Origin of the sequence: Arthrobacter sp. IK3, from assembly GCF_051337705.1 — a bacterium.
Lineage (GTDB): Bacteria > Actinomycetota > Actinomycetes > Actinomycetales > Micrococcaceae > Arthrobacter_B > Arthrobacter_B koreensis.
In genome coordinates, this window is the sequence record NZ_JBPPSW010000013.1 from 64,993 (window position 1) to 89,505 (window position 24,513).

Sequence of the window (24,513 nt, forward strand, 5' to 3'; positions counted from 1 at the left end):
TGCGGTTGCACCCGCACGGAGTTAGGAGCGGGGTGTGCCCGGGGCGTTGCCGCCGTCCTGCTCTCCGTCTTCCCGGGTAGCTTCGGTGGAGCCGGCTTCAGCGGAGGAGTTTCCGGGTGCGTCCGCTTCGAAGAAACCGCGGGCAGCGGCGTCGTCTGCCTCGGCCCGGGGGGTGCCGGCCGCGGGAGCCGCGGTGCCCTCAGCGGCCTCCGAGGGGAGCTCGCCGTCATCTTCAAGGAACTCGTCCTCGACGATCTCTTCCTCGACGACTACGGCGGCGGCGGGCACGGCGAAATCAAGGCTGCGGTAGATCAGGCCGGTGATGGCCGCGCCCAGCAGCGGTGCAACCCAGAAAAGCCAGAGCTGCTGGATGGCCCAGGGCTCAGCGAAGACTGCCACCGCCGTGGAGCGGGCGGGGTTGATGGATCCGCCGGTGATGGGGACCAGGAAGGTCAGGAGCGCGGCGTAGGTGACGCCGACGGCGAAGGCACTGGCAGCGCTGGAAAGGCGCGTGCCGGCGCCGAGGAAGACCGCTGTCAGGAGCGCGGCCGCGATGACCTCGGTCAGCAGCGCGCCGGCCAGCGGGAACTGCGTGGCAGAGTTCTCGGCGAAACCGTTCGCAACGGCGGCAAAGAACGGCTGCGTCTCCGGGATCTGCGGGTGTCCGGTCATCGAGACCCAGAGGATCAGGGCAGCAAAGAGTGCACCAACCAGCTGCGCCACGATGTACGGCAGCACTGCCTTCCATGACGTGCGGCCAGCCAGTGCAGAGCCAAGCGTGATGGTGGGCAGGAAATGCCCGCCTGAGATGTAGCCGAAGGCGACCATGGCGGCCGCAAGGACCAGCCCGAAGGCGAGCGGAGCAGACAGTCCTCCGGAGGGGTTGAAGAAGGAAACGCCCAGACCCGCGAGCACCAGCAGGAAGGAACCCGCCGCTTCCGCGATGCTGCGGCCCAGGATCCCGTAGGAGCGCAGGGACGTGACGGTGGTGCCTTCGGCCGCTGCGGCGCTTGCACCGGCTGGGATATGTGGCTCTGCAGTCATGGGGGGAAGTATTCCTATCAGTCGGTGAAGTACGTGGTTCGGTGCGCGCGCCGTATGCGGACAGGTCCCCGGCCGCGCAAACACCCCAGCCTTCCACCGCTTCCTGTGAGGCTGCTGGGTGCGCACTGAGCATACACGCGCGCCGTCCCGAGGGATGGGCCCCGGCGGAGACCTATGCTGGATAGGTGAACAATTCCGTGCCCCTGCCGCAGGCAGATCCTGACCTTTTCCGTTCCAAGGTCCGTGCGTGCCTGCTCGGAGGCGCCCTCGGTGATGCCCTGGGATACGCGGTCGAATTCGACTCCCTGAACGGCATCCGCGCCCGCTTCGGCTCCGGCGGCCTGACGGACTTCAGCCAGCTGGATGCCCCGGCGCCGGTTTCCGACGACACCCAAATGACCCTGTACACCGTTGACGGTTTGGTGGAAGTCCTGCAGTGGGCCAATGACGGAGTAGGCGCCGACGAGACCGCCTGCCTCTGGCTTGCCTACCTCCGCTGGCTCAAAACACAGGGCGAGGCCCTGCCCGCGAACGCCCCGGACCAGCCCGACCGCTGGATCGACGGGCAGGAGGTGCTCCGTCACCGCCGTGCCCCCGGCAACGCCTGCCTGTCCGGTCTGCTGACCGGCGAGATGGGCACGAAGCAGAGGCCCGTCAATGCGGAGTCCAAGGGGTGCGGCACCGTGATGCGCTCAGCACCCTTTGGCCTGCTCCCCTACGTTTCGGACGAAACCGTCTACAAGTTCAGCGCCGACGGCGCTGCCCTGACCCACGGCCATCCCTCGGCCCTGCACAGCGCTGCGGTCTTCAGCGCGCTGGTCCACGACCTGCTTCCCTCAGGAGCAGCACTTGGGGATGCCGCTGCGGCAGCCGTGGAACGAGCCACGGCCTCCGGGGTCCCCGAGCTCGCCGAACGGGTCGCAGCTGCCGTCCGGCTGGCAGCCGAAGAGCGCGCCGGAGAGGCACATCCTTCCCCGGAACGAATGAAGCAGGCGCTGGGCGAAGGCTGGGTTGCCGAGGAAGCACTGGCCATCGGCCTTTATGCCGCATTGGCAGCAGCGGACGCGGACACCCCGCAGGAACACTTCCGCCGCGCCATCGCTGTGGCCGTAAACCACGACGGCGACAGCGACTCAACTGCCTCGGTGGCGGGAAACATCCTCGGCGTCCTGTACGGGATGGACGCACTCCCGGCGGACTGGCTGCAGGCCATCGACGCCGGAGAAACGGTGGCCTCGATGGCCGACGCCTTCATCGGCGTCACCGCGGGCTGACGGGCCCCCTGGCAGGCCTGCCCGGTGGCTTACTGGCTGCCGGCAGGCCAGGTTCCGCCGATCATTTGCAGGAACTCGGCCTCTGAGAGCACCTCGATGTCCTGTCCGCGGTCATGCAGCTCCAGCACACGGCGCGCCTTGCCCGTAACGCGCCCGCTGCGCAGGTCCCCTGCCTCGAAACCGTCGCCGACCACGAGGACGGTAGTGGACCGGGTGACGTTGCTGGCGGTACGTGCGCCCAGCTCGGCCGCCCGTTCCTTGGCACTCTGCCGGGGCATGCCCAGATTTCCGGTAAAGACCACGGTCTGCCCGTACAGCGGGTGCCCCGGCCGGGCGTCCGGGTTCGGCGGCGGGTTGACTCCCTCGGACGGCCAGCCGCTGAAGGACGACGACGCTGCTGCCGCGGCCGCCGTTCCGGTTCCCCGTTCCAGGGCGTCCCGGGTGGCCTTGGAGAGCGGGTCGATTCCGGGCCGGTAAGCCGGTGCATGGTTGGGCCGCAGGCCCTGCAGGAGGAAGTACTCCGACAGGCTCCCGGCCCCTGAGCGCGCCACGATGTCGATGAGGATTCCGGCGCACGCCCGGGCGTCCGCCGTGGCGTCGTGGTGGTTCTCCAGCGCAACGCCCGCTGCCTCGGCTACAAACGGCAGTGAGTGCGAAGGCAGCGAATAGGTCCGCCGGGACAGGACCACAGTGCAGGCATAGTCATATGCCGGTGCGGGCAGGCCGGAGACTTCCAGGGCGGACCGGATGACGCCCAGGTCAAAGGCCGCGTTATGGGCCACCAGCAGGTCCTCGCCAATGAAGGCTCCGATTTCCGGGAACAGCTCGCCGAACCGGGGTTTTCCAGCGACCTCGTGGGCTTCGATGCCATGGATGCGGATGTTCCGCCGGTCAAAGAAGTCGTGCCCGGCCGGCGGGCGCATCAGCCAGGATGCCTCTTCCACGATCCGGCCGCCGCGGACCTTGCTCAGGCCAACGGAACAGGGCGACCCCCGGAAACCATTGGCTGTTTCAAAATCAATGGCGGTGAAATCGACGCCCACGTCAGGACTCTTCGGCCGCGCGCTGGGCCTTTCTCCGACGGTAGGAACGGATCTTGGACGTGACGTACCAGATGCCCGCGATGAGGACGGCGGCTATGACAATCTTTTGGAAAATGCCGGCATACTCTTCGACGATGTGCCAGCTCTCGCCCAGGAAATAGCCGGAGAACACGAAGATGCTGTTCCAGATCAGGCTGCCGGCGGTGGTGAGGCCAAGGAACTTGAGCAGCGGCATCCTTTCGATGCCGGCGGGGATTGAGATCAGCGACCTGAAAATGGGAATCATCCGGCCGAAGAAGACGGCCTTGTAGCCGTGTTTCAGGAACCAGGCCTCAACCTTGTCCACGTCCTCGATATCAACCAGCGGCACCTTCTCGACGATGGCGCGCATGCGGTTCCGGCCGAGCCAGGCGCCCAGCCCGTACAGTGCCCAGGCACCGAGGACGGAGCCCAGCGTGGTCCAGATCAGGGCCTCGACAAGGGAAAAGTTTCCCTGGCTGGCGGCGAATCCGGCCAGCGGGAGGATGACCTCGCTGGGCAGCGGCGGGAAGAGGTTCTCCAGGGCGATCGCCAGGCCGGCACCCGGAGCGCCGATGGCCTCCATGATGTCCACGGCCCACTGGGCTACCCCTCCCAGGGCCGATTGGGAACTGGCGGGGTCGGTTGCGGCGCTGATCAGGATACTCATATCGGAACCAATTGTGCCCTACTCCCCCGCCCGGCAAGAACGAACCCGGCGGCCCCGGAGCGGCGCCGCACCGATCCGCGGCGCCGTCCGGTGGCCTAAATCACGCGTCGCTGCCGGCCGGCGGGGCCGCCAGCACACGGATGATGGCGGGAAGCAGTGCCCGGAACGCCTGGCCGCGGTGGCTGATGGCATTCTTCTCGGCGCGGGAGAGCTCGGCACAGCTGCGCGTCTCTCCCTCCGGCTGGAGCACGGGATCATAGCCAAAGCCGCCGGCACCCCGGGGTTCGGAGAGCAGGGTGCCGCGCAGTTCCCCGCGTTCCACGACGTCCTCACCACCGGGCACGGCGAGGGCGGCCGCACAGATAAACGCCGCCCCGCGGTGCTCGGCGCTGATGTCGGAGAGCTGCGCCAGCAGCAGGTCCAGGTTGGCCTCGTCATTACCGTGCACGCCGGACCAGCGGGCGGAGAAGATGCCCGGCGCCCCGCCAAGAACGTCCACGGCCAGGCCTGAGTCGTCCGCTATGGCCGGAAGTCCGGATGCTTCGGCGACTGCGCGTGCCTTCAGGAGCGAATTTGCTTCGAACGTGACCCCGGTTTCGGGCACGTCCGGGACGCCTGCTGTCTCGGCGTCGATGACCTGGGTATCGACGTCGAGCCCGTCGATCCGTCCGCGCAGCAGGTCTCGCAGTTCCTTCAGTTTTCCGGCGTTGCGCGTGGCCAGCACCAGCCGGGGTGCCGCCGCGTTCACGAGGCGGCCAAGGTCTCGCGCTGGATCTCGGCAAGCTGGGAAGTGCCCAGCAGCGCCAGGTCCAGCAGGGCATCCAGCTCAGCGCGGTCGAAGGGTGCGCCCTCGGCAGTGCCCTGGACTTCCACGAACTTTCCGCTTCCGGTGACCACCACGTTCATGTCCGTTTCGGCGCGGACATCTTCTACGTAGGGCAGGTCAAGCATGGGGACGCCGTCGATGATTCCCACGCTCACGGCCGCAACGGTGTCCAGCAGCGGGCTGGCATTGCGCGCCACCAGCTTGTTCTCCTTGGCCCAGGCGAGCGCGTCCGCCAGTGCCACGTAGGCGCCGGTGATCGCGGCCGTCCGGGTGCCGCCGTCGGCCTGCAGGACGTCGCAGTCCAGGACCACGGTGTTTTCGCCGAGGGCGCGGGTGTCGATCACCGAGCGCAGTGAACGGCCGATCAGGCGGGAGATTTCATGGGTGCGGCCGCCAATCTTGCCCTTGACCGACTCGCGGTCATTGCGGGTGTTCGTGGCGCGCGGAAGCATGGCGTATTCGGCCGTGACCCAGCCCTTGCCTTCGCCCTTCAGCCAGCGGGGCACGCCCGCCGTCAGGGAGGCGGTGCACAGCACGCGGGTGTTGCCGAATTCGATCAGCGCTGATCCTTCGGCCTGGCTGGACCAGCCGCGGGTGATGCTGATGGTGCGGAGCTGGTCAGGGGTGCGGCCGTCGGCACGCAGGGCAGGCGAAGAATTCGGAACTGTAGTCATGCGGCCAGTCTATCGGCCGTGTACCGGCCGTCCCGAGGCCGGGTGTTCCAGCACTTCGCTCCCGTTCACGGCCAGCGGCGGCGCGAAGTCCGTACCGACGTCGTAGGAGACGCCGGCGACGGCGACGGCCAGGCCGCCGTCGTAGGTCTCACGGGCCTCGGAAACAGCAGTGTTGGCATCGTTCCAGACCGGCAGGTGGGTGAGCAGCAGGCGGCGTGCCCCGGCCTCCGTGGCTGCCGCGCCGGCCCGCTTGCCGGTCAGGTGGACGCCGGTGATCGCGTCGTCGCGCCCTTCGTGGAAGGCAGCTTCACAGAGGAAAACATCGGTGTTCCGTGCCGCCTCCACCAGGCCGGGGCATGAATCGGTATCTCCCGAGTAGGCCAGGGTCCGGACCCGCTGGGTTCCGTCCCCGGCCGGCTCTACAGCCTCAACACGCAGCGCGTACGCCTCTTCTGCCGGGTGGGACACCGGGTAGGGAGTCACCGTGAACGGGCCAATCCGGACCGGTTCGCGGGCTTTCCACTGCATGAACTCGAAATCCTCGTGCATGCCCGGATCCGGTTCCAGGCCGTAGGCGACGGCAATCCGGTCTGCGGTCGCGGCGGGACCGTAGACCTTGACCCGGTCACGTCCCCAGCCGGCGGGATCCCAGTGGACCGCCACGTGCAGTCCGCACAGGTCCATGAAGTGGTCCGGGTGCAGGTGCGTAATAAGGACGGCGTCGATGTCCTTCAAATCCATGTAGCGCTGCAGGGTTCCCAGTGAGCCGTTGCCCAGGTCCAGCAGGATGCGCCAGTCGCGGACTCCGTCATTGGCGGTCACCAGGTAGCAGGAGGCGGGCGAAGCGGGGCCGGGGAAGGACCCGGAACACCCTACGATCGTCAGTTTCATCGGGCACCGTTCCCCAGGGCAGCGTCCGCAGCCGGCAGTCCGGCGGAGGCGCGTGCAGCGGCAATCATTTCAGGCGTGATCCGGGCAAGGACTCCGGTTGGATAGCGCGCGGCGACGGAGTCCGCGTGCTCCACTCGCAGGACTTCGGGGCCGAGGAAGCGCCGGGCAAGCAGCTCGAACGATTCCGCGTCTCCGGTGGCTACGAACCGGTGTTTGGGCGCGGTCTCGGCAGTGCGGGCCAGGCCGTGGGTGATCAGCGCCTTGTACACATCCTTGGCGGTCTCTTCGGCGCTTGAAACGAGCGTCACGTCCTCGCCCATCACGTAGGAAATCACGCCGGTCAGCAGCGGGTAGTGTGTGCAGCCCAGGACCAGGGTGTCCACGCCGCGTTCCTTCAGGGGCGTGAGGTAGCCGACGGCGGCCTCCAGCACTTCCTTGCCGGCAGTGACTCCGGCCTCTACGTACTCCACGAAGGCAGGGCAGGCGACCGAGGAGACACTCAGGTGCGGGGCGGCGGCGAAAGTGTCGTCATAGGCGCGGGACCCAACCGTGGCAGCCGTGCCGATTACGCCGATGCGCCCGGTACGCGTGGCCGCGACCGCCCGGCGCACGGCGGGCTGGATGACTTCCACCACGGGAATGCCGTAGCGTCCGGTGTACCGTTCCCTGGCATCGCGCAGGACGGCGGCGGAGGCGGAGTTGCAGGCAATCACCAGGAGCTTGACGCCGGCATCCACGAGCTCATCCATGACGCCCAGGGCGTACGCCCTGACATCGGCGATTGGCAGCGGACCGTAGGGGCCGTGGGCGGTGTCTCCGACGTAGAGGATCGATTCGTTGGGCAGCTGGTCGATCACGGCGCGGGCAACCGTGAGGCCACCGACTCCCGAATCGAAAATTCCAATCGGCGCGTCAGTGGTCTTCGGCAGGTCGTCCTTCAGCAGTGAAGTACCCGGGTGGTCAGAGCTCATGATGTATCGACAATAGTCCCCGGGCCACCCAGCGTGCACTCAGCTGCCAGTGGTCTTAGTCACAGGAACGGGACTTCCCGCCCGAAGTTCATCGGCGCGGAAGGCTGTCCAGCAGCGCCTTCATCAGGGTTTCCTGCAGCCAGGTGACGAAGTTGTAGACGAGTGCGAGGTACTGGTCCACGTCCTGCGCGTCCCCGGGCTCGGTGATGTCATGCAGCGCTTCGGCGTCCGCATCCGTCTTCAGCCCGAGCCTGGAGCCGAGGACAAGCCGTACGTCATTCAGGGCCTGGGCGAAGTGCCTGGCCTGCTCGTTGTCCAGGTGCAGCGGACTTGACTCCAGCGCCAGCGATGCGGCACGCAGTGAGCCGGTCTTTGATTCGCGCAGGGAGCGTTCGGTGAGCCGGCGGAATTCAAGGGAGTCGTCGTCGTTACCTGCCACGGCGTTCGGCAGCAGCCGAAGCAGGGCGGGGTCATCGGGTGCCTCAGCGCTCGTGTCCAGCCCGACCATGGCGGCCAGCGGATCTTCCGACGCAGGGGTCCGCGGCTCGAGCATGGTGATGATGTCGGCGAAAAGCCCGCGCAGCAGCGAGCGTTCGCCGGGCTCCAGCTGGGCAGTGATGCCTTTGCGGGTGAGCTTGAATCCGGTAGCCAAGAAGGACCTTTCCTGTGGTGTTCGGCCGTGCTTAGGCCTGGTCGGCTTTCTGGAACGTAGCCCAGAGACCGTAGGAGTGCATGGCGAGGGTGTGCCGTTCGGCCTCCTCGCGCGGACCGGTGGCCACCACCGATTTTCCGTCATGGTGGACCTGCATCATCAGCTGGTTCGCCTTGGACTCGGAATAGCCGAAGTAGCTCTGGAAGACGTAGCTGACGTAGCTCATCAGGTTCACCGGGTCATTCCAGACAATCACTACCCATGGCACATCCGTGGCGGTTTCCTCGCTGGCCAGGGAGTCGGTCTGGGTCCCGGTGTCCGGGAGGGTGGCAACGCTCATGCAGCCAATTGTAGTTTGGCCAACACCCCTTGCAGCCCGCGCTCCGCTGCCGGCGGGTGCGGCGCGCGCCGGGGGCGGCGGGTTAGAGTTTTGGATGTGAACGCTCCCACCGCGTGGCAGCAGCCAAATGCTGCCCTGTACACCGACCACTACGAACTGACCATGCTGCAGGCTGCCCTGCACTCAGGCACGGCCGAACGTCGCTCAGTGTTCGAGGCCTTTGCCCGTAAGCTTCCCGACGGCAGGCGCTACGGCATCGTCGCCGGAACCGGCCGGCTCCTGGAGGCACTGGAAAACTTCCGCTTCGAGGAAGCGCAGCTGGATTTCCTGGCCGCCAACGGCGTCGTTGATGACCGGACGCTGGCCTGGCTCGCGAACTTCCGCTTCTCCGGCACGATCACCGGCTATGCCGAAGGCGACGTCTATTTCCCCGGCTCCCCCATCCTGCAGGTTGAATCGAGTTTCGGTGAAGCCTGCATCCTGGAAACACTGATCCTTTCGGTGCTGAACCACGACTGCGCCATCGCATCGGCTGCCTCGCGGATGACCAGTGCCGCCGGGGGTCGTCCATGCATCGAGATGGGTTCACGCCGTACCCATGAAGAAGCAGCCGTGGCCGCGGCTCGGGCCGCCGTCATCGCCGGTTTCGACAGCACCTCCAATCTTGAGGCCGGGCTCCGGTACGGCATCAAGACGGTGGGCACTGCCGCGCACTCCTTCACCCTCCTGCACGATTCGGAGGTGGACGCCTTCACCGCGCAGACGGCCTCGCTCGGCGTCAACACCTCGCTGCTCGTGGACACGTACGACGTCGAACAGGGCGTCCGCAACGCCGTCGCCGTCGCGGGCCAGCAGCTGGGCGGCGTGCGGCTCGACTCCGGCGATCTGGTTGCCCAGGCCCAGTGGGTCCGCGAGCTGCTCGATGACCTCGGCAATACGTCCACCCGGATCATGGTGACCTCGGACCTGGATGAGTACGCCATCGCCGCGCTGGGATCCGCTCCCGTAGATGCTTACGGTGTGGGCACCTCCCTGGTAACCGGTTCCGGGGCTCCCACTGCCGGGCTGGTCTACAAGCTCGTCAGCCGGGAGGGCACGGACGGGAACTTCGTTTCAGTGGCCAAGGCTGCCAAGAACAAAGCGTCCCTGGGCGGACACAAGTACGCGCTGCGCCGGATCAACCAGCGCGGCCGCGCCGTCGCCGAGGTGGTGGGCGTTGGCGCCCTCCCGCTCAATGACGGCAATGACCGTGAGCTGCTTGAGACCTTCGTCGCTGACGGCGTCGTGCAGCCCGGCTGGACCGGACCGGACGCCGTTGACCGCGCCCGTGCCCGCCATGAAGCTTCGCTGCTTGAGCTGCCGGCGGCGGCTTACCGCCTGCAGCGCGGAGAGCCCGTGATCCCCACCGAATTCGAGGAGGAAACCCGATGACCCGTGCACTGATTGTGGTTGACGTCCAGAACGACTTCTGCGAAGGCGGCGCCCTGGCCGTGCCCGGCGGAAACGATGCCGCGGCGGAAATCAGCGACTACATCGAAACGTCCCGGGACAGGTACGCGGCCGTCGTCGCCACCCAGGACTGGCACATTGAACCGGGCAGCCACTTTTCCGACAATCCAAACTTCCGCGACACGTGGCCGGTCCACTGCGTTGCAGGCACCCACGGGGCGGCACTGAACCCGGACCTGGACACGGAGTTCATTGACGCCTACTTCCGCAAGGGACAGTATGAGGCCGCCTACTCCGGCTTCGAGGGGCTCCTGGCCCCGGACGTTGAAGTGCCGCTGGGCGATCCGGACGCCGAACCGGCGCCGGACGAGGACGCCGTCAGCCTTGACGACTGGCTCCGGGACAACGGCGTGGACGAGGTTGTGATCGTTGGCCTGGCCACCGAATACTGTGTCAAGGCCACTGCGCTGGACGCCATCGCGGCCGGTTACAACACGGCCGTCATCCCGGAGCTGTGCCGCGGCCTGGACCGGGTCGATGTCCGCGCCGCCCTGGACGAGCTGGAGGACGCCGGCGTCGAGCTGCTGGACCTCTAACCCCATCGACATGACAGAAACTGCCCGTATCGGCTTCGATACGGGCAGTTTCTGTCATCTCGATAAAGGGGAGTGGACTACTTGCGGCCGATGAACCAGTCCTGCAGTTTGGCCAGCCGCTTCTGGAGCTGTTCCTCGTTGGCCTGTGCCACGGCCGGTCCGCCGCAGATCCGGCGCAGTTCGGAATGGACCACGCCGTGGGGCATTCCCGAGCGGGCGGACCACGCGGACACATTCTTCGCCAGCTGGGCGCGCAGCTCGGTCAGGTGCCGGTGGTCGGCCACCGAGGGCAGCTGTTCCGGGACGGCTTCCTCCGGCTTTTTCCGGCCGCGGCGGGAGAGCTGTTCCTGCTGGCGCTGGCGCAGCAGCATGGTCACCTGATCCGGGTCCAGGAGGCCGGGTATGCCCAGGAAGTCCTGCTCATCCTCGCTGCCCAGCTCGCCGCCGGTACCGAACTCGCCGCCGTCGAAAAGCACACGGTCAAAGGACGCCTGCGATTCAAGCGCCTCGAACTTCTGCTTCTGCAGCTCTCCGGAGGCCTTCTCTTCCCGGTTCGCGGCCTCCATCAGGGAGTCGTCCAGGCCGAAGCCCTCTTCCTCCGCATGATTCTCCGGCCGGTCCAGGGCGTGGTCCCGCTCAACTTCCATCTCATTGGCCAGGAGCATCAGGTGCGGCACCGAGGGCAGGAAGACCGACGCCGTCTCGCCGCGTTTGCGGGCACGCACAAAACGCCCCACGGCCTGGGCGAAGAACAGCGGCGTTGCCGTGGACGTCGCATAGACGCCGACGGCGAGGCGAGGCACGTCCACGCCTTCGGACACCATGCGCACGGCCACCATCCACCGGGTGTCCCCGGCGGAGAAGTCATCGATTTTTTCAGATGCCTTGGCGTCATCGGAGAGGATCACCGTGGGTGACTCCCCGGTGATTCTCTTCAGCTGGCCGGCATAGGCCCGGGCGTCCTCATGGTCGGTCGCGATCACCAGGCCGCCGGCGTCGGGCACGGTACGGCGGACCTCGCTCAGGCGGCGGTCCGCGGCTGCCAGGACCGCCGGGATCCACTCGCCCGTCGGGTTAAGTGCGGTGCGCCAGGCATGCGCAGTGATGTCCTTGGTGACGGCGGCCTCGCCGAGCGACGCAGCCATTTCCTCTCCGGCACTGTTGCGCCAGCGCATCTGGCCGGAATAGGCCATGAAGATCACCGGACGGACAACGTGGTCTTTCAGGGCCTGGCCGTAGCCATAGGTGTAGTCGGCCTTGGATCGCCGGATCCCCGCGCCGTCCTCGATGTACTCCACGAAGGGAATGGGCGCGGTGTCGGAGCGGAACGGCGTACCGGTCAGGGCGAGGCGCTTCGTGGCCGGTTCAAAGGCCTCCCGGATGCCGTCGCCCCAGGACAGGGCATCACCGCCGTGGTGGATCTCGTCCAGGATCACCAGGGTGCGCGCGGCTTCCGTCTTGGCGCGGTGCAGCATGGGCTTGCTGGCCACCTGGGCATAGGTGACCGCGACGCCGATGAAACCGTGGCCGTGCCGGCCGTCAGCGTTCTTGAAATTCGGGTCCAGTGCCAGGCCGACGCGGGCGGCGGCATCCGCCCACTGCCGTTTCAGGTGGTCCGTGGGCGCCACCACGGTAATCCGGTTGACGATCCCCCGGTCCACCAGTTCGGTGGCCACTCGAAGCGCGAAGGTGGTCTTACCTGCGCCGGGCGTCGCGACGGCGAGGAAATCGCTGTCATTCTTCGTGAAGTATCGCTCCAGGGCTTCGGCCTGCCACTGGCGCAGCTTGGGGGCTGTTCCCCAGGCCGCTCGCTCAGGGTAGGCAGGGGGCAATGCCGGTCCGCCGCCGAACAGGGTATCGGGACTCACGCTTGGGAATGCACCTTTCCGGTACTTGGTCTAACACTTGCACTGCGGATACCCGCCGCTGTTCCAATCACGGCGAAAACCGCCAGGACCAGCCACATCACGGAATACCCGGACTGCTGGCCCACAGGCTGCTGCTGCACCAGGACTGCCAGCAGAACCCCGCCTGCCGCGGTGCCCGCTACCGCGCCCACCTGGTCGGAGAGCTGGAGCGACGCGGAATTCTTTCCCCGGTCAGCTGCCGTGGACGCATCGAGAACCAGGACCGAAGTGCTGGAAAGCGCCGCGCCCATGGCTACCCCGGCCAGTGACCAGACCGCCACCAGGAGCCAGAACGGGGCCTGGGCTCCGGCCAGCAAACCGGTGCCGCCGATTGAGAGCGTCAGCAGTCCCGAACCTCCCGCCAGGAGCAGGTATCGCCGGGGTCCCGGGACCCGTGCCTGCAGGAAGGATCCAATGGCCCAGCCTACCGCGCCCGCGGTCAGCGCGATTCCGGCCGTGGCCGGGCTCACCCCGTAGACGGCCAGCAGCAGCACGGGCATAAAGGCTTCCGCGGAGACGAAGGCGGCGTTAATCAGTCCGCGTGTCGCCACGACCGAAGGCAGTCCGCGCCGCAGCCAGAGCGTGCCGCGCGGAAGCAGCACGGCGAGCGCCGCCACGGCTGCCAGGACGCCGGCGACCGCCAGCAGGCCCAACACCACCGATCCCCTGGCCGCAGCCTCATTGGCGGCCCACTGCGCAGCAAACACGCCGCCGGCCAGGAAGACGCCCCACACCGCGCGGCGCCGTGCCAGTGCGGGATCAAGCTCGGGGTTCTCCGGGGCGCCAAGATGCCGGACGCGCGGCCACACAAGCGCGGCGGCCACGGCCACGATGGGAATGGCGACGGCGAAGACCCACCGCCAGCTCGCGTACTGGGCCAGGAGCCCGGCTGCCAGCGGACCCACCATGGACGGCAGGATCCAGGCCGTCGCCACCCATCCGAAAACCACAGGCTGCAGCCGCGAGGGATACACCTGGCCAATGATCACGTACAGCGCCACCACCATGGCACCGCTGCCCAGGCCGGAAACCGCCCGGCCGGCGGTAACCAGCCAGAATTCGCCCGCCGCGGCCGAAAGCACCAGCCCGGCAACGAGCAGGGCCATGCCGGTAATCAGCGACCGGCGGGGTCCCTCGGCGTCGCAGCGCGAGCCGGCCAGCACCGAGCCAAGGAGCGACGCCGTCAGGAACATCGAGAAGGCAAGTCCGTACCCTGCGCCGGCGCCCAGATCGTCTCCGATCACGGGCATCGCCGTCGTCACCGCCATCGCTTCGAAAGCCACACAGGTGACTATCGCCACGACGCCGAGGGTCAGCGGCCGGAAGGCAGCGGACATTGCGCCGTCACGCCTGTCCGCGGGCAGGGGCTCACTCATAAGGGCATCAGGACTTTACTGCCGCGCGGAGTGCGACGGCGACGAAGGGCCGGGGCAGGAACGGGGGTTACTTCTTCCCGCCGTCATCCTTGCCCGGGCGCAGCCCTTCGTAGATCTCCTTGCAGGCGGGGCAGACCGGGAACTTCTTGGGGTCCCGGCCCGGGGTCCAGACCTTCCCGCACAGGGCGATCACGGGCTCGCCCGAGAGGGCCGATTCCATGATCTTTTCCTTGCGGACGTAGTGCGAGAAACGCTCGGCGTCACCCGGCTCAACCAGCTCGCGCTGCTCTTCGCGCTCGATGACGGCGGTCGAAGAACCGCTGTCAGCCCGGCGCATGGGGTCGGATTCGAAGGGATCAGGAGGCAGAGTCATGTCCCCATCTTAGTACCCGCAGCATTACGAAACCCGGCTCCTACTTGTTCACGGATACGGCCTGGAGGACCTCGGGGCCGCGCTTGTCCAGCCAGCGTCCGCCTATCCGGATGCCTGCCACCATTGCTGCTGCCCCGTAGACCACGCCCACCGCCAGGCTCACCCAGCCCCAGGCACTGCCCAGGCCAAAGACGTACAGCCCCGCAGGAACCAGCAGCGGCAGGGTGATCACGAACTGCATTCCCATCCAGAGGAACTGGACCAGCATGGTCCGTCCGGTCGAACCCGGAGGGGTCTTGAAGGCGTTCTCCCCCGGCAGCGGCACGTTGTAGGTGTACCGGGCGGAGAAGACGCTGGAGAGTCCCAGCCCGCTCAGCAGCAGCCCAAGGCAGAGTCCGAGCAGGACGGGAATGTCCTCCGGCCTGCCCAGGACGATCGGCGGGACGACTGCCGCGGCGAGCGTCGCCGGCAGCGCGAACACCAGACAGGCCAGCGCGCGGCCCGCCCGGTCCGCCGTCCCGGAGAGCCCGGTGGAGAGGTGCAGGGCAAACGCGGTGTTGTCGTAGGAGATATCCGCCGAAATGCCGAACGCGAGCAGGAAGGCCACCAGCGGGCCGATGCCCAGGACCACCGGAGGCAGCCCTTCAGTCTGCACCGCGAAGATCAGGACGACGGCGAGCACCGGAACGATGATCAGCGAGGCGCTGTAGCGAGGGTCCCGGACCCAGTACGTCAGTGCCCGGGCCGCCACGGCGCCCGTGGGCGTAGCCGGGAAGCGGGCGAAGAATCCGAGTTTCCCGGCGCTGCGGCTCGCGGTGGCGTTGTGGGCCGGGGTAACCAGGGCCCTGGCCAGCAGCGCCTTCCAGGCCCATGAGATCAGGGCAAGGAACAGGACGGAGATCAGAAGGCGGAGCAGGCCCGTGCCGGCATTGCCCAGGGCGACGTCGCCCGGGACCGCCCAGGCGACACCCAACGGAGTCCAGGCCAGGATCCCGGCCATCCGGGCGAGGAAGTCCCCCTCGACGGTGATCGCAGTGGCGGTGAAGCCGATAACCGGGCCGATGAACATCAGCGGGACAATCAGCACGAGCCCCGAAACGTCCTTGAAGCGGCGGCTGGAGGCCAGCGACGTCGTCGCCGCTACCCCGAGCCTGGCCATGACAACGCAGGTCAGGACCGCTACCAGGGCAGCCGGAATGCCGGCCAGCACGGCGGCGGGATACTGCCACCAGGCCACGGCCTGGATCAGTGCGGCACCCAGGGTGATGATGCCGGGGATGCCGATGAGGGACGCAAGCGCCAGGCCCAGGATCATCTGGCGCATGGGAATCGCAAAGGTCACGAAGCGGGCCGGGTCCAGCGTCATATCGACGCCGGTGGCCACCACCGGGATCACGGCCCAGCCCAGGACCGCAGCGGAGCCGCCCAGGACCACCAGGGTCCGTGCCAGCTCGGGGTCGTTGAAAGTGAGGAAAAACAGCCCGGCGAGCATGAGCCCGAGAATGCCCAGGCCGTAGAGCGCGCCAAAGGCGATACCAACGATCTGCCAGGGACTGCGCTTGATCGAGTTGCGCAGCAGGATCAGCTTGAGTTTTAGGAGGTGCGCAACCATGAGAGCCCCTCCGAGGTGCTGCGTCCGCCCACCAGGTTCACGAAGGTGTCTTCCAGGCTCTGCCCGCCGCGGACTTCGTCCACGGTTCCGGCCGCCAGGACGTTGCCGGCGGCCACCACGGCAAGGTGGTCGCACATGCGCTGCACCAGGTCCATCACGTGGCTGGAGACGATCACGGTGCCGCCGGACGAGACGTAGTCCGCCAGGATGTCCCGGATGTTGGCGGCGGACACGGGATCCACCGCTTCGAACGGCTCATCGAGGACCAGGAGCCGCGGGGCATGGATCAGCGCAGACGCCAGCGCAATCTTCTTGGTCATACCGGCGGAGTAATCCACCACCAGGGTGCCGGCGTCGGCGGCGAGGTCCAGGGCCTTGAGCAGGTCTGCGGTGCGTTCCGCCACGGTTTCCCGCTCCATTCCGCGCAGCAGGCCGGCGTATGTGACCAGCTGTTCACCGGTGAGCCGGTCAAAGAGCCGCACCCCGTCCGGGAGGACGCCCATCAGGCGCTTGGCTTCGAGCGGCTTCTCCCAGACGTCAACGCCGTGTACCCATACCTTGCCGTAGTCCGGGCGCATGAGTCCGGTGGCCATGGACAGCGCCGTGGTCTTGCCCGCGCCGTTGGGGCCAACCAGGCCGTAGAAGGACCCTGCCGGCACGTCGAGGTTGATGCCGTTGACGGCAATCTTCTGGCCGAACCGCTTGGCCAGCCCGCGGATGGCCAGGGCAGGTGCCGGCTGGCTTGATCCGTTCGGGGCCGGCTGGACGTTCTGCGGTTCCCCGCCGGGCACGGCGGCAGGATCAGGATTTTGGCTCATACCGAAAATCTAGCAAGCGGGGCCTCGTCCGACCTCCGCCTTACGAAGGAAATCCGCGCACAAAACCAGCGCCGGCACCCCGCCGCGCGGACTAGGAATCCTAGAAAAGCGCCCGGGCCAGTGCGGAGCGGGCCTTGGTGACGCGCGGATCTGACGGACCGGCAATTTCGAACAGGTCCAGCAGGCGCACGCGGACCCGTTCGCGGTCCTCCCCTCCGGTGCGGGAAATCAGCCGGATGAGCCGGTTGAAGGCGTCCTCGACGTGGCCCCCGGAAATGTCGAGGTCCGCCACCGCCAGCTGGGCATCGACGTCGTCCGGGTGGTCGGCTGCCGCGGTGCGCAGCGCCTCTGCGTCCGCGTCCCTGAGCCGCTGCATCAGCTCAACCTGGGCGAGCCCAGCCTTTGCGTCCGCGTCTGCCGGCTGTTCGGCCAGGGCCTTGCGGTAGGCGGCGGCCGCGCCGTCATAGTCCCCTGCCACGATCGCGTCGTATGCCTCCTGGTGCAGCGGCGGAAGGGGCTTTTCCTCTGCGGCACCCTCACCTGCCTCGCCCAGGGAACCGCTGACGCCGTTGGCCTCGGCCACCTGCATCAGTTCAGTGACCAGGGCCCGGATCTGCTCCGCCGGAACCGGGCGGTCCAGCAGCGGCACAGGCTGGCCCTTAATGACAGCGGCGACGGTCGGTACCGCAACGGCCTGGAAGGCCTGGGCAATCTGCGGATGGGCGTCTACGTCGACGTTGGCCAGCAGCAGGCGTCCCTGCCGGGCAGCGGCTTCCTGTTCCAGCACCGCGGTGATCTCCGCCGACTCGGGGCTGCGCGGGGAATAGAGGTTCACGATCACGGGCACTGTGGACGAAAGCTGCACCACCTGCGGGAACGTCTGTTCCGAAACTTCCACCACGTAGGAGGAGGGCCCCTCCCCCGGGGCACCGGCCGCCGCAGGGGGCGGCGTGCTCGCGCGGTTCTTCAGCGCGGAGAGGTCCACCGCTCCCCGAAGGTTCATGGACGGAGCGGGCGCGGGTCGGTGGTTCGGTGTGCTCATGGCTTCAACCCTAATACGGCTGCCGCACTCCCGGGCAAGTGTCCGTGGACAGCACAGCGGCGCCGCAGGCATCTCATGCCGCGGCGCCGCTCTCCGGTGGGTTAGGGAGTTTTACTTGAGGGTGGCGGAGAGCAGCTGCTGCGCCGCTCCAATGACCTCCACCTTTTCGTCTGCTCCTGCCGGCGGAACGTAGAGCATGACGGCTTCGCCGTACGCCACGTCAATGCCCGCTTCGGTGTTCTTCTCACCGGTGAGGGTCTCATAGATGGTGCCCTCAAGGTTGATCGAGTCCCCGGCTTCGCGCGGGACGCTGGAGTAGCTGTGGGACATGTAGCCGAACACGATCGCGCCTCCGTCAGCGGTCCGCAGTGCCCGGGTGTCGGACGGCACCGGGGTGTGGCTGAAGGTAATGGTAGCGAACTCGTTTGCCGGGTTGCCGGTCACTTCGGCCTGGAACGTGGTCACGGCCTCGGCGAAGCTGTTCGGAGCGAAGGTCTCCTTGTTTCCGCCGTCCGGCTTGGTCAGGGCATCGGCAAGGGCATCCACGGCTGCCTGCGGTGCCATTGCCAGGTCCTCACCGGAGTCCGCGGCGACGGTTTCAACGCCGGTGCCGTCCGCGGGCGGCTGCGGGAAGGTTGTTCCGGGCAGCATCTGGATCGCGGAGACCAGCTTGTAGTTTTCCCGTGCGGAGGCCTGGACCAGTACCAGCGCCTGCGGGACCGTGTTGTCACCGCCCTGCGTCACGGCTACGACCGTACGCGGGAACGAGGTGTCGCTGGAAATGAGGTCGGTGAGCAGCGGCGAGGCAGCCACGGCGGGCGGAGCCTTCGTATCCGGGACCTTCGCAGCCGTAGCGTAGTTGGCCTTGCGCAGTTCCAGTGCCGTGGACGCCGTGCGCTCGGGAAGCAGCGAGGCGTCCTTGGCGGCGTCGGCCTCCTGCACTGTTCCGGCCACCGAACTGAGGATCCGGGACAGCTGCCCGTCCAGCACAACGGGGTAGTTCTCTTCCTGGGCCGGAGCGTCCGCCGCGTTTGCTGCCCCGGGCACCAGCCCCACTGCCAGACTGCCGGCGAGTGCAGCGGCCGTGAAACCGGCTGCTGTCCGCAGGGCCGAAGAGGAGGACGATTCTTCGGATGTCTTCTGTCCGCGGCGGGCAACGATGCGCTGCGCAGCGGTATCCGTTTCGCGCACTGCGCGGCGGCTGCCGGGCGTCGGCGGACCCGTCTTCCTGCCGCGCGCCAGGAAGGCCAGTGCCAGGCCGAGCACGGCTGCGAGAGCACCGGCGATGATCAGCGGAACGGCCAGCGGCGTGCCCTGGTCATTGGGCCAGCTGATGGTGATGTCAGTGGGCGCGGGCGCGGTTCCGTCAGAGGCAATCAGCACCGACCAGTCCCCGGCGGCGGGTGCGGTCCAGGTGTAGGAGAGCTCGCCGTCCACGCTTTCCTCGCTGACCCAAAGATCGGATCCGGCGGGGCTGGGGACGGTGGAATCACCTTCGCTGGTTTCGGCGCTGAGGGACTCGTCCGCACCGGAACCAATCCGCGTCACGGCTGCGCCGTCCACCCACGCATCGACGTCGGCTGAACGCCCCACGGCGAGGAAGACGCCGTCATCGGAACGGACCGTGATCTCAGCGCCGTCCGGGCGGGAGTCCAGCAGGTCTGGCTCAAGGACGGCCACTGGCGCGGCGCCGGCGTCGGGGGCCTGGGCCGTTAGGGTCTGGGGCGGCGCCCAGATAGTGCGCTGGCCAATCCCGACGAGCATCATCAGGATTCCGAGCACTATGAGCGGAACTGCAATTTTGTTTCGCACAGCTTACCTATCGTTGGTCACGGTCCTCCGCGCGCCTGTAGGCAGCGGGAACGGGACTGATGCCCCTATGGTCATCGTGGTTGGCGGTTGCTTTATAACCCTATGGTAACGAACGGCCCCGCGTGAGCACATTTCGGCGGCCGGCCCCTCAACCGCCGCGTGCAGCGGGCCTACCCGCGCAGCCGGTCTGCGGCTGATAATCTGACGCGGCACGGTACACCCCGCGCACCAGTGCAGGCACCGAGGGAGAGCAGGGCAGATGAGCGAGGACCGGGACCTTCCCGTCGACGAACCACTCCCCGCTCCGGGCACGCCGCCCACCCGCCGTGAGCGCCTTTCCTCCGCCGGCTCACGCGCCTGGCGGCTGATTTCCCGCATTCCCGGGGCACGTCCGCGGCCGCAGTTCGATTTTCCGCCGGAGGAGCAGGACCTGGAGGTCCTTCCCGAGCCGGAGGTTGATCCGGACGCAAAGCTCTCTGATGAACGACGCCGGTTCGGCGGCCCTCCCCCGCCGCTTTCCACGGGCGCGGGTCCGGACAAGCACCCGATCCGCTTCGGGTTCATGTTCACCGTGGGCGTAGGTTTCGCCCTGCTGCTGTTCTTCATCATCACCAACGTGGGCGAACTGCTGGTCTGGATCGGCGCTGCACTGTTCATTGCCCTCGGGCTGGATCCGGTGGTCCGCTGGCTCAGTGCCCGCGGCGTCCCGCGGCCGGCCGGCATCGCCATAGTGGTGGTCATCCTGGCCGGTGCCGTGACCGCCTTCTTCGCCACCCTGATTCCGACGATCGTCAGCCAGACCACTGAAGTGGTCAACAACGCACCAAGCTATGTGGACCGGTTCCTCTCCTCCGATTTCTTCGTGACGATCGAGGCCCAGTTCAAGATCCGCGAACGCGTGGATGAAGAGGTGCAGAAGTTCTTCTCCAACGCGGACGCAGTCGGCGGGATCTTCGGCGGTGTGCTCAGTGTGGGCACGGTCATTGCCAACGGGCTGTTCGGCGCGCTGATCATCCTTGTCCTGACGCTCTATTTCCTCGCGTCGCTGCCCTCCATGAAGAAATGGGCCTACCGACTGGCTCCGCGCAGCCGGCGCCGGCGGGTAGAGGCGCTCTCGGAGGAAATCACCGGCAGCGTAGGAAACTACGTGATCGGCCAGGGGTTCGTCGCCCTGCTGGATGCGCTCTACGCCTTCATCATCATGACCATCACCGGCGTTCCGTTCTCCGTGCTGCTGGCCTTCGTCGTGGCCCTCCTGGCTTTCATTCCGCTGGTAGGCCCGCCGATCGCCCTGGTGCTCGTCTCCCTTATTGCCCTGACCTCGAGCTGGCAGACTGCCGTGGTCTTTGCCATCCTCTACATGGCCTACCTCCAGTTCGAGGCGTACTTCGTCTCGCCGCGCGTGATGCAGCGGGCGGTGGCGGTACCAGGCGCCGTCGCGGTGATCGCCGTAATTGCCGGCGGCACGCTGCTGGGTGTCCTCGGCGCCCTGATCGCCATTCCGACGGCGGCTGCCGTGCTGCTGCTGATGAAGGAAGTAGTTATCGCCCGCCAGGACCGGCTCTAGCCGGGGCGGGCAGAACTAGCGGCGGGGAGCTGAACCCGGACGCGTGCGCCAGCACCGGGCGTGCCAGTGGCGGCGGTCCTCGACCGCGCTTTGCCGGCCAAAAAGGGAATCTTCCTGCCAGACCACCAGATGCTCGATCCCGGGCGGAATGACCTGCCCGCAGCCCGGGCAGCGGTAGTCCTTGGCTGCGTTCCGGGCGGTGATACGCCGGACCGACCATTCGCCGTCGGACGCCGACTCGTGCTGCGGCAGCCCTGCCCGGGAGCGCTCCAGGTCAATCTCCGGAACCGGCGCGGCCCACTTGCGGCGCGCGTTGCGCCCGGCTGCGGTGCTGGAGGCCGGCAGCTGCCGGCGGGGACGGTTGGAGCGGGGCATAAAACCATCTTGCCGCAGCCGAACCGGTAAAGTGCAACTGTGCGTTTAGTGATAGCCCGCTGCTCCGTTGACTACGTCGGCCGCCTCCGTGCCCACCTGCCCCTCGCTACCCGCCTGCTGATGGTGAAGGCGGACGGTTCCGTGCTGATCCATTCCGACGGCGGTTCCTATAAGCCGCTGAACTGGATGAGCCCGCCGGCCACGCTCCGGATTACCGAACCGGGTGAGGACGACGCCGAAGCGGGAGTCGTGGAGGTCTGGAACGTCCAGAGCGCCAAGACGGATGACAAACTGGTCATCAGCGTCTTCGAGCACATCTCCGACGTTGCCCATGAGCTCGGCACAGACCCCGGACTGATCAAGGACGGAGTGGAGGCTGATCTCCAGCGGCTCCTGGCCGAGCAGATCACCAAGCTGGGCGAGGGCTACACGCTGATCCGCCGCGAATACATGACAGCGATTGGTCCGGTGGACATTCTCGCCCGCGACGCCGACGGCGGCACGGTCGCTGTGGAGCTCAAGCGCCGCGGCGACATTGACGGAGTGGAGCAGCTCACCCGGTACCTTGAGCTGCTGAACCGCGATCCCCTACTGGCACCGGTGCGCGGAGTGTTTGCGGCCCAGCAGATCAAGCCGCAGGCAAGGGTCCTCGCAACAGACCGCGGCATTGATTGCCTCACCCTGGACTATGACGAAATGCGCGGTGTTGACGACGTCGAGTCGCGTCTCTTCTAACCATTTCCCTGCAGTTAACCGCCGCGTTAACCAAGCCCTTTATCAGCGCAAAACGAGCAGCCGGAAATCTGCGAAAATTTTCCATCGAATCCGTTGACGGCTCTTTAGTGGTATGTAACGCTATAACCAGTCTTTGTGTAGGTGTTTTTCATGCTCGCAAGACGGTTGCGAGCGTGTTGCTCCTGTAGGAACTGCCTTACCGGCAGGGAACCTGGACTTCCCGCTTCGGTAACAACCAGAGGCACGAGGTGTGCCGGTACAGTTTCAGCACTAAAGGAGATAGACAAATGGCACAGGGAACCGTCAAATGGTTTAACGCGGAAAAGGGTTTTGGCTTCATTACCCCGGATGATTCCGACGGAGACGTTTTCGTCCACTACTCGGAAATCCAGTCCAACGGGTTCAAGACCCTGGATGAGAACCAGCGCGTTCAGTTCGAGATCGGCCAGGGCGCCAAGGGCCCCCAGGCTACCGGCGTAACCGCCCTCTAGTTCTCAGCAGAGCAGCAGCGGGGACCTTCGTGGTCCCCGCTGTTTTTGCGTCCGGCCGACGTCCCCCGCCCCCCATCGAGAGGCCAGTTACGGCTCTTCCCAGGGCTGAAAGGGGCCGTAACTGGCCTTTCGACGGAAGAAGGGTGGCCGGATTCAGCTGCGGCGGCGCAGCACGTTGGCGCCAAGGCCGCGCAGCGACTCCATGAACCGCTCGTAGCCGCGGTCAATGTGGTCCACTCCCCGCACTTCCGTGGTCCCCTCCGCCGCCAGCCCGGCGATCACCAGTGCAGCACCCGCCCGAATGTCGTTCGCCTCCACCGGCGCCCCGGAAAGCCGCGACACTCCCTGGATCAGGGCATGGTGTCCGTCCAGGCGCACCACGGCACCCAGCCGGGCCAGTTCCGAGGTGAACCCCCAGCGCGCTTCAAACACGTTCTCCGTGACCATGCCGGAGCCGGTGGAAACGGCGTTCAACGCCACCACGAAAGGCTGCAGGTCCGTAGGAAAGCCCGGGTACGGCAGGGTGGAGACGTTGATCGGCTCCGGACGGGAGGGGCCCTTGACGGTGAACCCATCCTGCCGGGTCTCCACCGCGCAGCCCGCCTGGGCAAGCTTGTCCAGCACCACCGTGAGCGCGCGGGGGTCGGCGTTGCGCACCTCGATGTTGCCTCCGGTGATGGCCGCAGCAAACGCCCACGTACCGGCGACGATGCGGTCCGGCACCACACGGTGCGTCACGGGAGAGAGCGTCTGAACTCCCTCGATCACCAGAGTGTTGGTTCCGATTCCGCTGATCTGGGCGCCCATTGCACAAAGCATCCGCGCGATGTCGGTGATCTCGGGTTCACGGGCCGCATTGTCGATGATGGTGGTGCCGCGGGCCAGGGTGGCCGCCATCATGATGTTCTCCGTAGCCCCCACCGAGGGAAAGTCGAGGACATGCCGGGCACCAACGAGTCCGTCAGGTACGGAGGCGATCAGGTAGCCGTGGTCGATGGAAATGGAGGTGCCCATCGCTTCCAGTCCGGCCCGGTGCATATCCAGTCCGCGCGAGCCGATGGCGTCTCCGCCGGGCAGGGCAACCTCCGCGCGGCGGCATCGGGCCACCAGCGGGCCGAGCACGGAGATCGAGGCGCGCATGGCCCGGACAAGATCGTAGTCCGCCTGGTGTCCGGGAACAGCCGGGACGTCGATCCGCACCTCGGCGGCGTCGGCGTCGTAATCCACGGTGCAGCCCAGCCGGCGCAGCAGCTCGGCCATAATCCAGACGTCCTGGATGTTGGGCACGTTGGTGATGGTGGAACGTCCCTGCGCCAGCAGCGTGGCTGCCATGAGCTTCAGTACCGAGTTCTTGGCCCCCGGGACGGTCACCGAGCCGTTGAGCGTGGAGGGGCCGGTGACAACAATGACGTCTTCCATGACTCCATACTAGGGGCCGCGGGGCGCTGCCGCGTGCCGCCGGCTGGATACGGCAAAGGCGCAGGGAAGATTCCCTGCGCCTTTGCGCGCACTTAGTCCCGGGCCTTAGCGCCAGGTGCCGATGCCTATCACCGGACCGGCTTCCAGCCAGGAAGACAGTCCGGTGTAGACGTCATACTTCATTGCCATGAGCAGCTCGCGACCCTCGTACTCCAGGGTCACTACCAGCGCTCCGGGCTGAATGCGGGCGCGCTCAGCCTCGGTGGGCTGGCGCCACCCCTTCACCTCCAGGGAGCTGCGCAGGAACCTGTGCGGAGGCCGCGGGCTGAGAGAGAACAGACGGAGCCATTCAAGATGGGTGTCCGTATAACGACAAACCCCCATCCGCCACCCGCCGGGCGGGAAGCAGATGGAGGCGTCGAAGGTACCCAGGGTGCGCCGCAGCTGCGTGCGGCGCACCCAGAAAAGCGCCGTTGCAAGTACCAGCAGCCCGAAGAAGGCTGCCAGCGCAATGAACACGTAGGTACTGTCCATTGGA

General features: G+C 67.0%; 25 protein-coding genes. 6 read left to right on the forward strand and 19 right to left on the reverse strand.

Features of this window, described 5'->3' with window-relative positions; all coding sequences use genetic code 11:
* Positions 1 to 21: 21 nt before the first annotated feature.
* Complete coding sequence (locus tag ACSLGO_RS16225) at positions 22 to 1,044, reverse strand: MIP/aquaporin family protein (protein ID WP_091603545.1); 1,023 nt, start codon at positions 1,042 to 1,044, stop codon at positions 22 to 24.
* Positions 1,045 to 1,229: 185 nt separating this feature from the next.
* Here ACSLGO_RS16225 and ACSLGO_RS16230 point away from each other — a divergent pair, with 185 nt between their 5' ends.
* Positions 1,230 to 2,318: an ADP-ribosylglycohydrolase family protein gene (locus tag ACSLGO_RS16230; protein ID WP_436401491.1), complete on the forward strand. Its 1,089-nt coding sequence runs from the start codon at positions 1,230 to 1,232 to the stop codon at positions 2,316 to 2,318.
* A 29-nt stretch (positions 2,319 to 2,347) separates the two neighbouring features.
* On the opposite strand, the gene ACSLGO_RS16235 is transcribed toward ACSLGO_RS16230, so the two are convergent.
* From ACSLGO_RS16235 to clpS, 8 genes are all read right to left on the reverse strand, one after another.
* Positions 2,348 to 3,361, reverse strand: a complete 1,014-nt coding sequence (locus ACSLGO_RS16235) for an exonuclease domain-containing protein (protein ID WP_091603542.1) — start codon at positions 3,359 to 3,361, stop codon at positions 2,348 to 2,350.
* Position 3,362: 1 nt separating this feature from the next.
* The gene (locus ACSLGO_RS16240; RefSeq protein WP_091603539.1) at positions 3,363 to 4,049 is read right to left on the reverse strand and encodes a DedA family protein; all 687 of its coding nucleotides are present in this window, start codon (positions 4,047 to 4,049) and stop codon (positions 3,363 to 3,365) included.
* 100 nt (positions 4,050 to 4,149) lie between these two features.
* On the reverse strand, positions 4,150 to 4,797 hold the full coding sequence (gene rdgB, locus ACSLGO_RS16245) for an RdgB/HAM1 family non-canonical purine NTP pyrophosphatase (RefSeq protein WP_436401492.1): 648 nt from the start codon (positions 4,795 to 4,797) through the stop codon (positions 4,150 to 4,152).
* Entirely contained in the window at positions 4,794 to 5,549 is a 756-nt protein-coding gene (gene rph / locus ACSLGO_RS16250) for a ribonuclease PH (RefSeq protein ID WP_091603533.1), read from the reverse strand. Before rph ends, rdgB begins: the two co-directional genes overlap by 4 nt.
* A gap of 9 nt (positions 5,550 to 5,558) precedes the next feature.
* Positions 5,559 to 6,440 (reverse strand): MBL fold metallo-hydrolase, encoded by an 882-nt coding sequence (locus tag ACSLGO_RS16255; protein ID WP_325787132.1) that lies wholly within the window; start codon positions 6,438 to 6,440, stop codon positions 5,559 to 5,561.
* Positions 6,437 to 7,411: a glutamate racemase gene (gene murI / locus ACSLGO_RS16260; protein WP_091603527.1), complete on the reverse strand. Its 975-nt coding sequence runs from the start codon at positions 7,409 to 7,411 to the stop codon at positions 6,437 to 6,439. The genes ACSLGO_RS16255 and murI overlap by 4 nt, the downstream gene beginning before the upstream one ends.
* Positions 7,412 to 7,499: 88 nt before the next feature.
* Complete coding sequence (locus ACSLGO_RS16265; protein ID WP_226802276.1) at positions 7,500 to 8,063, reverse strand: DUF2017 domain-containing protein; 564 nt, start codon at positions 8,061 to 8,063, stop codon at positions 7,500 to 7,502.
* A 31-nt stretch (positions 8,064 to 8,094) separates the two neighbouring features.
* Entirely contained in the window at positions 8,095 to 8,403 is a 309-nt protein-coding gene (gene clpS / locus ACSLGO_RS16270) for an ATP-dependent Clp protease adapter ClpS (RefSeq protein ID WP_218054929.1), read from the reverse strand.
* Positions 8,404 to 8,499: 96 nt separating this feature from the next.
* Here clpS and ACSLGO_RS16275 point away from each other — a divergent pair, with 96 nt between their 5' ends.
* Both ACSLGO_RS16275 and ACSLGO_RS16280 read left to right on the forward strand, forming a co-directional pair.
* Positions 8,500 to 9,834 (forward strand): nicotinate phosphoribosyltransferase, encoded by a 1,335-nt coding sequence (locus ACSLGO_RS16275; RefSeq protein WP_226802277.1) that lies wholly within the window; start codon positions 8,500 to 8,502, stop codon positions 9,832 to 9,834.
* Positions 9,831 to 10,448 (forward strand): nicotinamidase, encoded by a 618-nt coding sequence (locus tag ACSLGO_RS16280; protein WP_436401493.1) that lies wholly within the window; start codon positions 9,831 to 9,833, stop codon positions 10,446 to 10,448. Before ACSLGO_RS16275 ends, ACSLGO_RS16280 begins: the two co-directional genes overlap by 4 nt.
* Positions 10,449 to 10,525: 77 nt before the next feature.
* Here the strand turns inward: ACSLGO_RS16280 and ACSLGO_RS16285 are convergent, their stop codons facing one another.
* The 7 genes from ACSLGO_RS16285 to ACSLGO_RS16315 form a co-directional block, all read right to left on the reverse strand.
* Positions 10,526 to 12,316: a DEAD/DEAH box helicase gene (locus ACSLGO_RS16285; protein ID WP_091603511.1), complete on the reverse strand. Its 1,791-nt coding sequence runs from the start codon at positions 12,314 to 12,316 to the stop codon at positions 10,526 to 10,528.
* Complete coding sequence (locus ACSLGO_RS16290) at positions 12,313 to 13,731, reverse strand: MFS transporter (protein WP_325787137.1); 1,419 nt, start codon at positions 13,729 to 13,731, stop codon at positions 12,313 to 12,315. The genes ACSLGO_RS16285 and ACSLGO_RS16290 overlap by 4 nt, the downstream gene beginning before the upstream one ends.
* Positions 13,732 to 13,798: 67 nt before the next feature.
* Positions 13,799 to 14,104, reverse strand: a complete 306-nt coding sequence (locus ACSLGO_RS16295; RefSeq protein ID WP_091603505.1) for a DUF3039 domain-containing protein — start codon at positions 14,102 to 14,104, stop codon at positions 13,799 to 13,801.
* Positions 14,105 to 14,144: 40 nt separating this feature from the next.
* Positions 14,145 to 15,716: a transporter gene (locus ACSLGO_RS16300; RefSeq protein ID WP_263127146.1), complete on the reverse strand. Its 1,572-nt coding sequence runs from the start codon at positions 15,714 to 15,716 to the stop codon at positions 14,145 to 14,147.
* Entirely contained in the window at positions 15,698 to 16,534 is an 837-nt protein-coding gene (locus tag ACSLGO_RS16305; RefSeq protein WP_436401494.1) for an ABC transporter ATP-binding protein, read from the reverse strand. Before ACSLGO_RS16305 ends, ACSLGO_RS16300 begins: the two co-directional genes overlap by 19 nt.
* Before the next feature lie 100 nt (positions 16,535 to 16,634).
* Positions 16,635 to 17,576, reverse strand: a complete 942-nt coding sequence (locus ACSLGO_RS16310) for a tetratricopeptide repeat protein (RefSeq protein ID WP_091603496.1) — start codon at positions 17,574 to 17,576, stop codon at positions 16,635 to 16,637.
* A gap of 111 nt (positions 17,577 to 17,687) precedes the next feature.
* On the reverse strand, positions 17,688 to 19,388 hold the full coding sequence (locus ACSLGO_RS16315; protein WP_436401495.1) for a hypothetical protein: 1,701 nt from the start codon (positions 19,386 to 19,388) through the stop codon (positions 17,688 to 17,690).
* Positions 19,389 to 19,647: 259 nt separating this feature from the next.
* On the opposite strand from ACSLGO_RS16315, the gene ACSLGO_RS16320 reads away from it, so the two are divergent.
* Positions 19,648 to 20,955 (forward strand): AI-2E family transporter, encoded by a 1,308-nt coding sequence (locus tag ACSLGO_RS16320; RefSeq protein WP_263127150.1) that lies wholly within the window; start codon positions 19,648 to 19,650, stop codon positions 20,953 to 20,955.
* 15 nt (positions 20,956 to 20,970) lie between these two features.
* Here ACSLGO_RS16320 and ACSLGO_RS16325 read toward each other — a convergent pair whose 3' ends face one another.
* Positions 20,971 to 21,330 (reverse strand): hypothetical protein, encoded by a 360-nt coding sequence (locus tag ACSLGO_RS16325; protein ID WP_263127151.1) that lies wholly within the window; start codon positions 21,328 to 21,330, stop codon positions 20,971 to 20,973.
* Positions 21,331 to 21,369: 39 nt separating this feature from the next.
* Between ACSLGO_RS16325 and nucS the strand changes: the two genes are divergently transcribed.
* Positions 21,370 to 22,065 carry an endonuclease NucS gene (gene nucS, locus ACSLGO_RS16330; protein WP_091603484.1) on the forward strand — a complete coding sequence of 232 codons (696 nt, stop codon included), beginning with the start codon at positions 21,370 to 21,372 and terminating at the stop codon, positions 22,063 to 22,065.
* Between the two features lie 287 nt (positions 22,066 to 22,352).
* Entirely contained in the window at positions 22,353 to 22,556 is a 204-nt protein-coding gene (locus tag ACSLGO_RS16335; RefSeq protein ID WP_055239636.1) for a cold-shock protein, read from the forward strand.
* 153 nt (positions 22,557 to 22,709) lie between these two features.
* Here the strand turns inward: ACSLGO_RS16335 and murA are convergent, their stop codons facing one another.
* Both murA and ACSLGO_RS16345 read right to left on the reverse strand, forming a co-directional pair.
* On the reverse strand, positions 22,710 to 23,975 hold the full coding sequence (gene murA / locus ACSLGO_RS16340) for a UDP-N-acetylglucosamine 1-carboxyvinyltransferase (RefSeq protein WP_091603481.1): 1,266 nt from the start codon (positions 23,973 to 23,975) through the stop codon (positions 22,710 to 22,712).
* Positions 23,976 to 24,080: 105 nt separating this feature from the next.
* Positions 24,081 to 24,509, reverse strand: a complete 429-nt coding sequence (locus ACSLGO_RS16345) for a DUF2550 domain-containing protein (protein ID WP_091603478.1) — start codon at positions 24,507 to 24,509, stop codon at positions 24,081 to 24,083.
* Positions 24,510 to 24,513: the final 4 nt, after the last annotated feature.

What these genes read in the sequence shown, in the direction of transcription:
- ACSLGO_RS16325 (WP_263127151.1), bottom strand. Translation starts at nt 21,330, where the DNA reads ATGCCCCGCTCCAACCGTCCCCGCCGGCAGCTGCCGGCCTCCAGCACC.
- clpS (WP_218054929.1), bottom strand. Translation starts at nt 8,403, where the DNA reads ATGAGCGTTGCCACCCTCCCGGACACCGGGACCCAGACCGACTCCCTG.
- ACSLGO_RS16310 (WP_091603496.1), bottom strand. Translation starts at nt 17,576, where the DNA reads ATGAGCACACCGAACCACCGACCCGCGCCCGCTCCGTCCATGAACCTT.
- ACSLGO_RS16225 (WP_091603545.1), bottom strand. Translation starts at nt 1,044, where the DNA reads ATGACTGCAGAGCCACATATCCCAGCCGGTGCAAGCGCCGCAGCGGCC.
- ACSLGO_RS16280 (WP_436401493.1), top strand. Translation starts at nt 9,831, where the DNA reads ATGACCCGTGCACTGATTGTGGTTGACGTCCAGAACGACTTCTGCGAA.
- ACSLGO_RS16345 (WP_091603478.1), bottom strand. Translation starts at nt 24,509, where the DNA reads ATGGACAGTACCTACGTGTTCATTGCGCTGGCAGCCTTCTTCGGGCTG.
- ACSLGO_RS16255 (WP_325787132.1), bottom strand. Translation starts at nt 6,440, where the DNA reads ATGAAACTGACGATCGTAGGGTGTTCCGGGTCCTTCCCCGGCCCCGCT.
- ACSLGO_RS16295 (WP_091603505.1), bottom strand. Translation starts at nt 14,104, where the DNA reads ATGACTCTGCCTCCTGATCCCTTCGAATCCGACCCCATGCGCCGGGCT.
- ACSLGO_RS16320 (WP_263127150.1), top strand. Translation starts at nt 19,648, where the DNA reads ATGAGCGAGGACCGGGACCTTCCCGTCGACGAACCACTCCCCGCTCCG.
- ACSLGO_RS16240 (WP_091603539.1), bottom strand. Translation starts at nt 4,049, where the DNA reads ATGAGTATCCTGATCAGCGCCGCAACCGACCCCGCCAGTTCCCAATCG.
- murI (WP_091603527.1), bottom strand. Translation starts at nt 7,411, where the DNA reads ATGAGCTCTGACCACCCGGGTACTTCACTGCTGAAGGACGACCTGCCG.
- ACSLGO_RS16335 (WP_055239636.1), top strand. Translation starts at nt 22,353, where the DNA reads ATGGCACAGGGAACCGTCAAATGGTTTAACGCGGAAAAGGGTTTTGGC.
- ACSLGO_RS16305 (WP_436401494.1), bottom strand. Translation starts at nt 16,534, where the DNA reads ATGAGCCAAAATCCTGATCCTGCCGCCGTGCCCGGCGGGGAACCGCAG.
- ACSLGO_RS16300 (WP_263127146.1), bottom strand. Translation starts at nt 15,716, where the DNA reads ATGGTTGCGCACCTCCTAAAACTCAAGCTGATCCTGCTGCGCAACTCG.
- rph (WP_091603533.1), bottom strand. Translation starts at nt 5,549, where the DNA reads ATGACTACAGTTCCGAATTCTTCGCCTGCCCTGCGTGCCGACGGCCGC.
- ACSLGO_RS16290 (WP_325787137.1), bottom strand. Translation starts at nt 13,731, where the DNA reads ATGAGTGAGCCCCTGCCCGCGGACAGGCGTGACGGCGCAATGTCCGCT.
- murA (WP_091603481.1), bottom strand. Translation starts at nt 23,975, where the DNA reads ATGGAAGACGTCATTGTTGTCACCGGCCCCTCCACGCTCAACGGCTCG.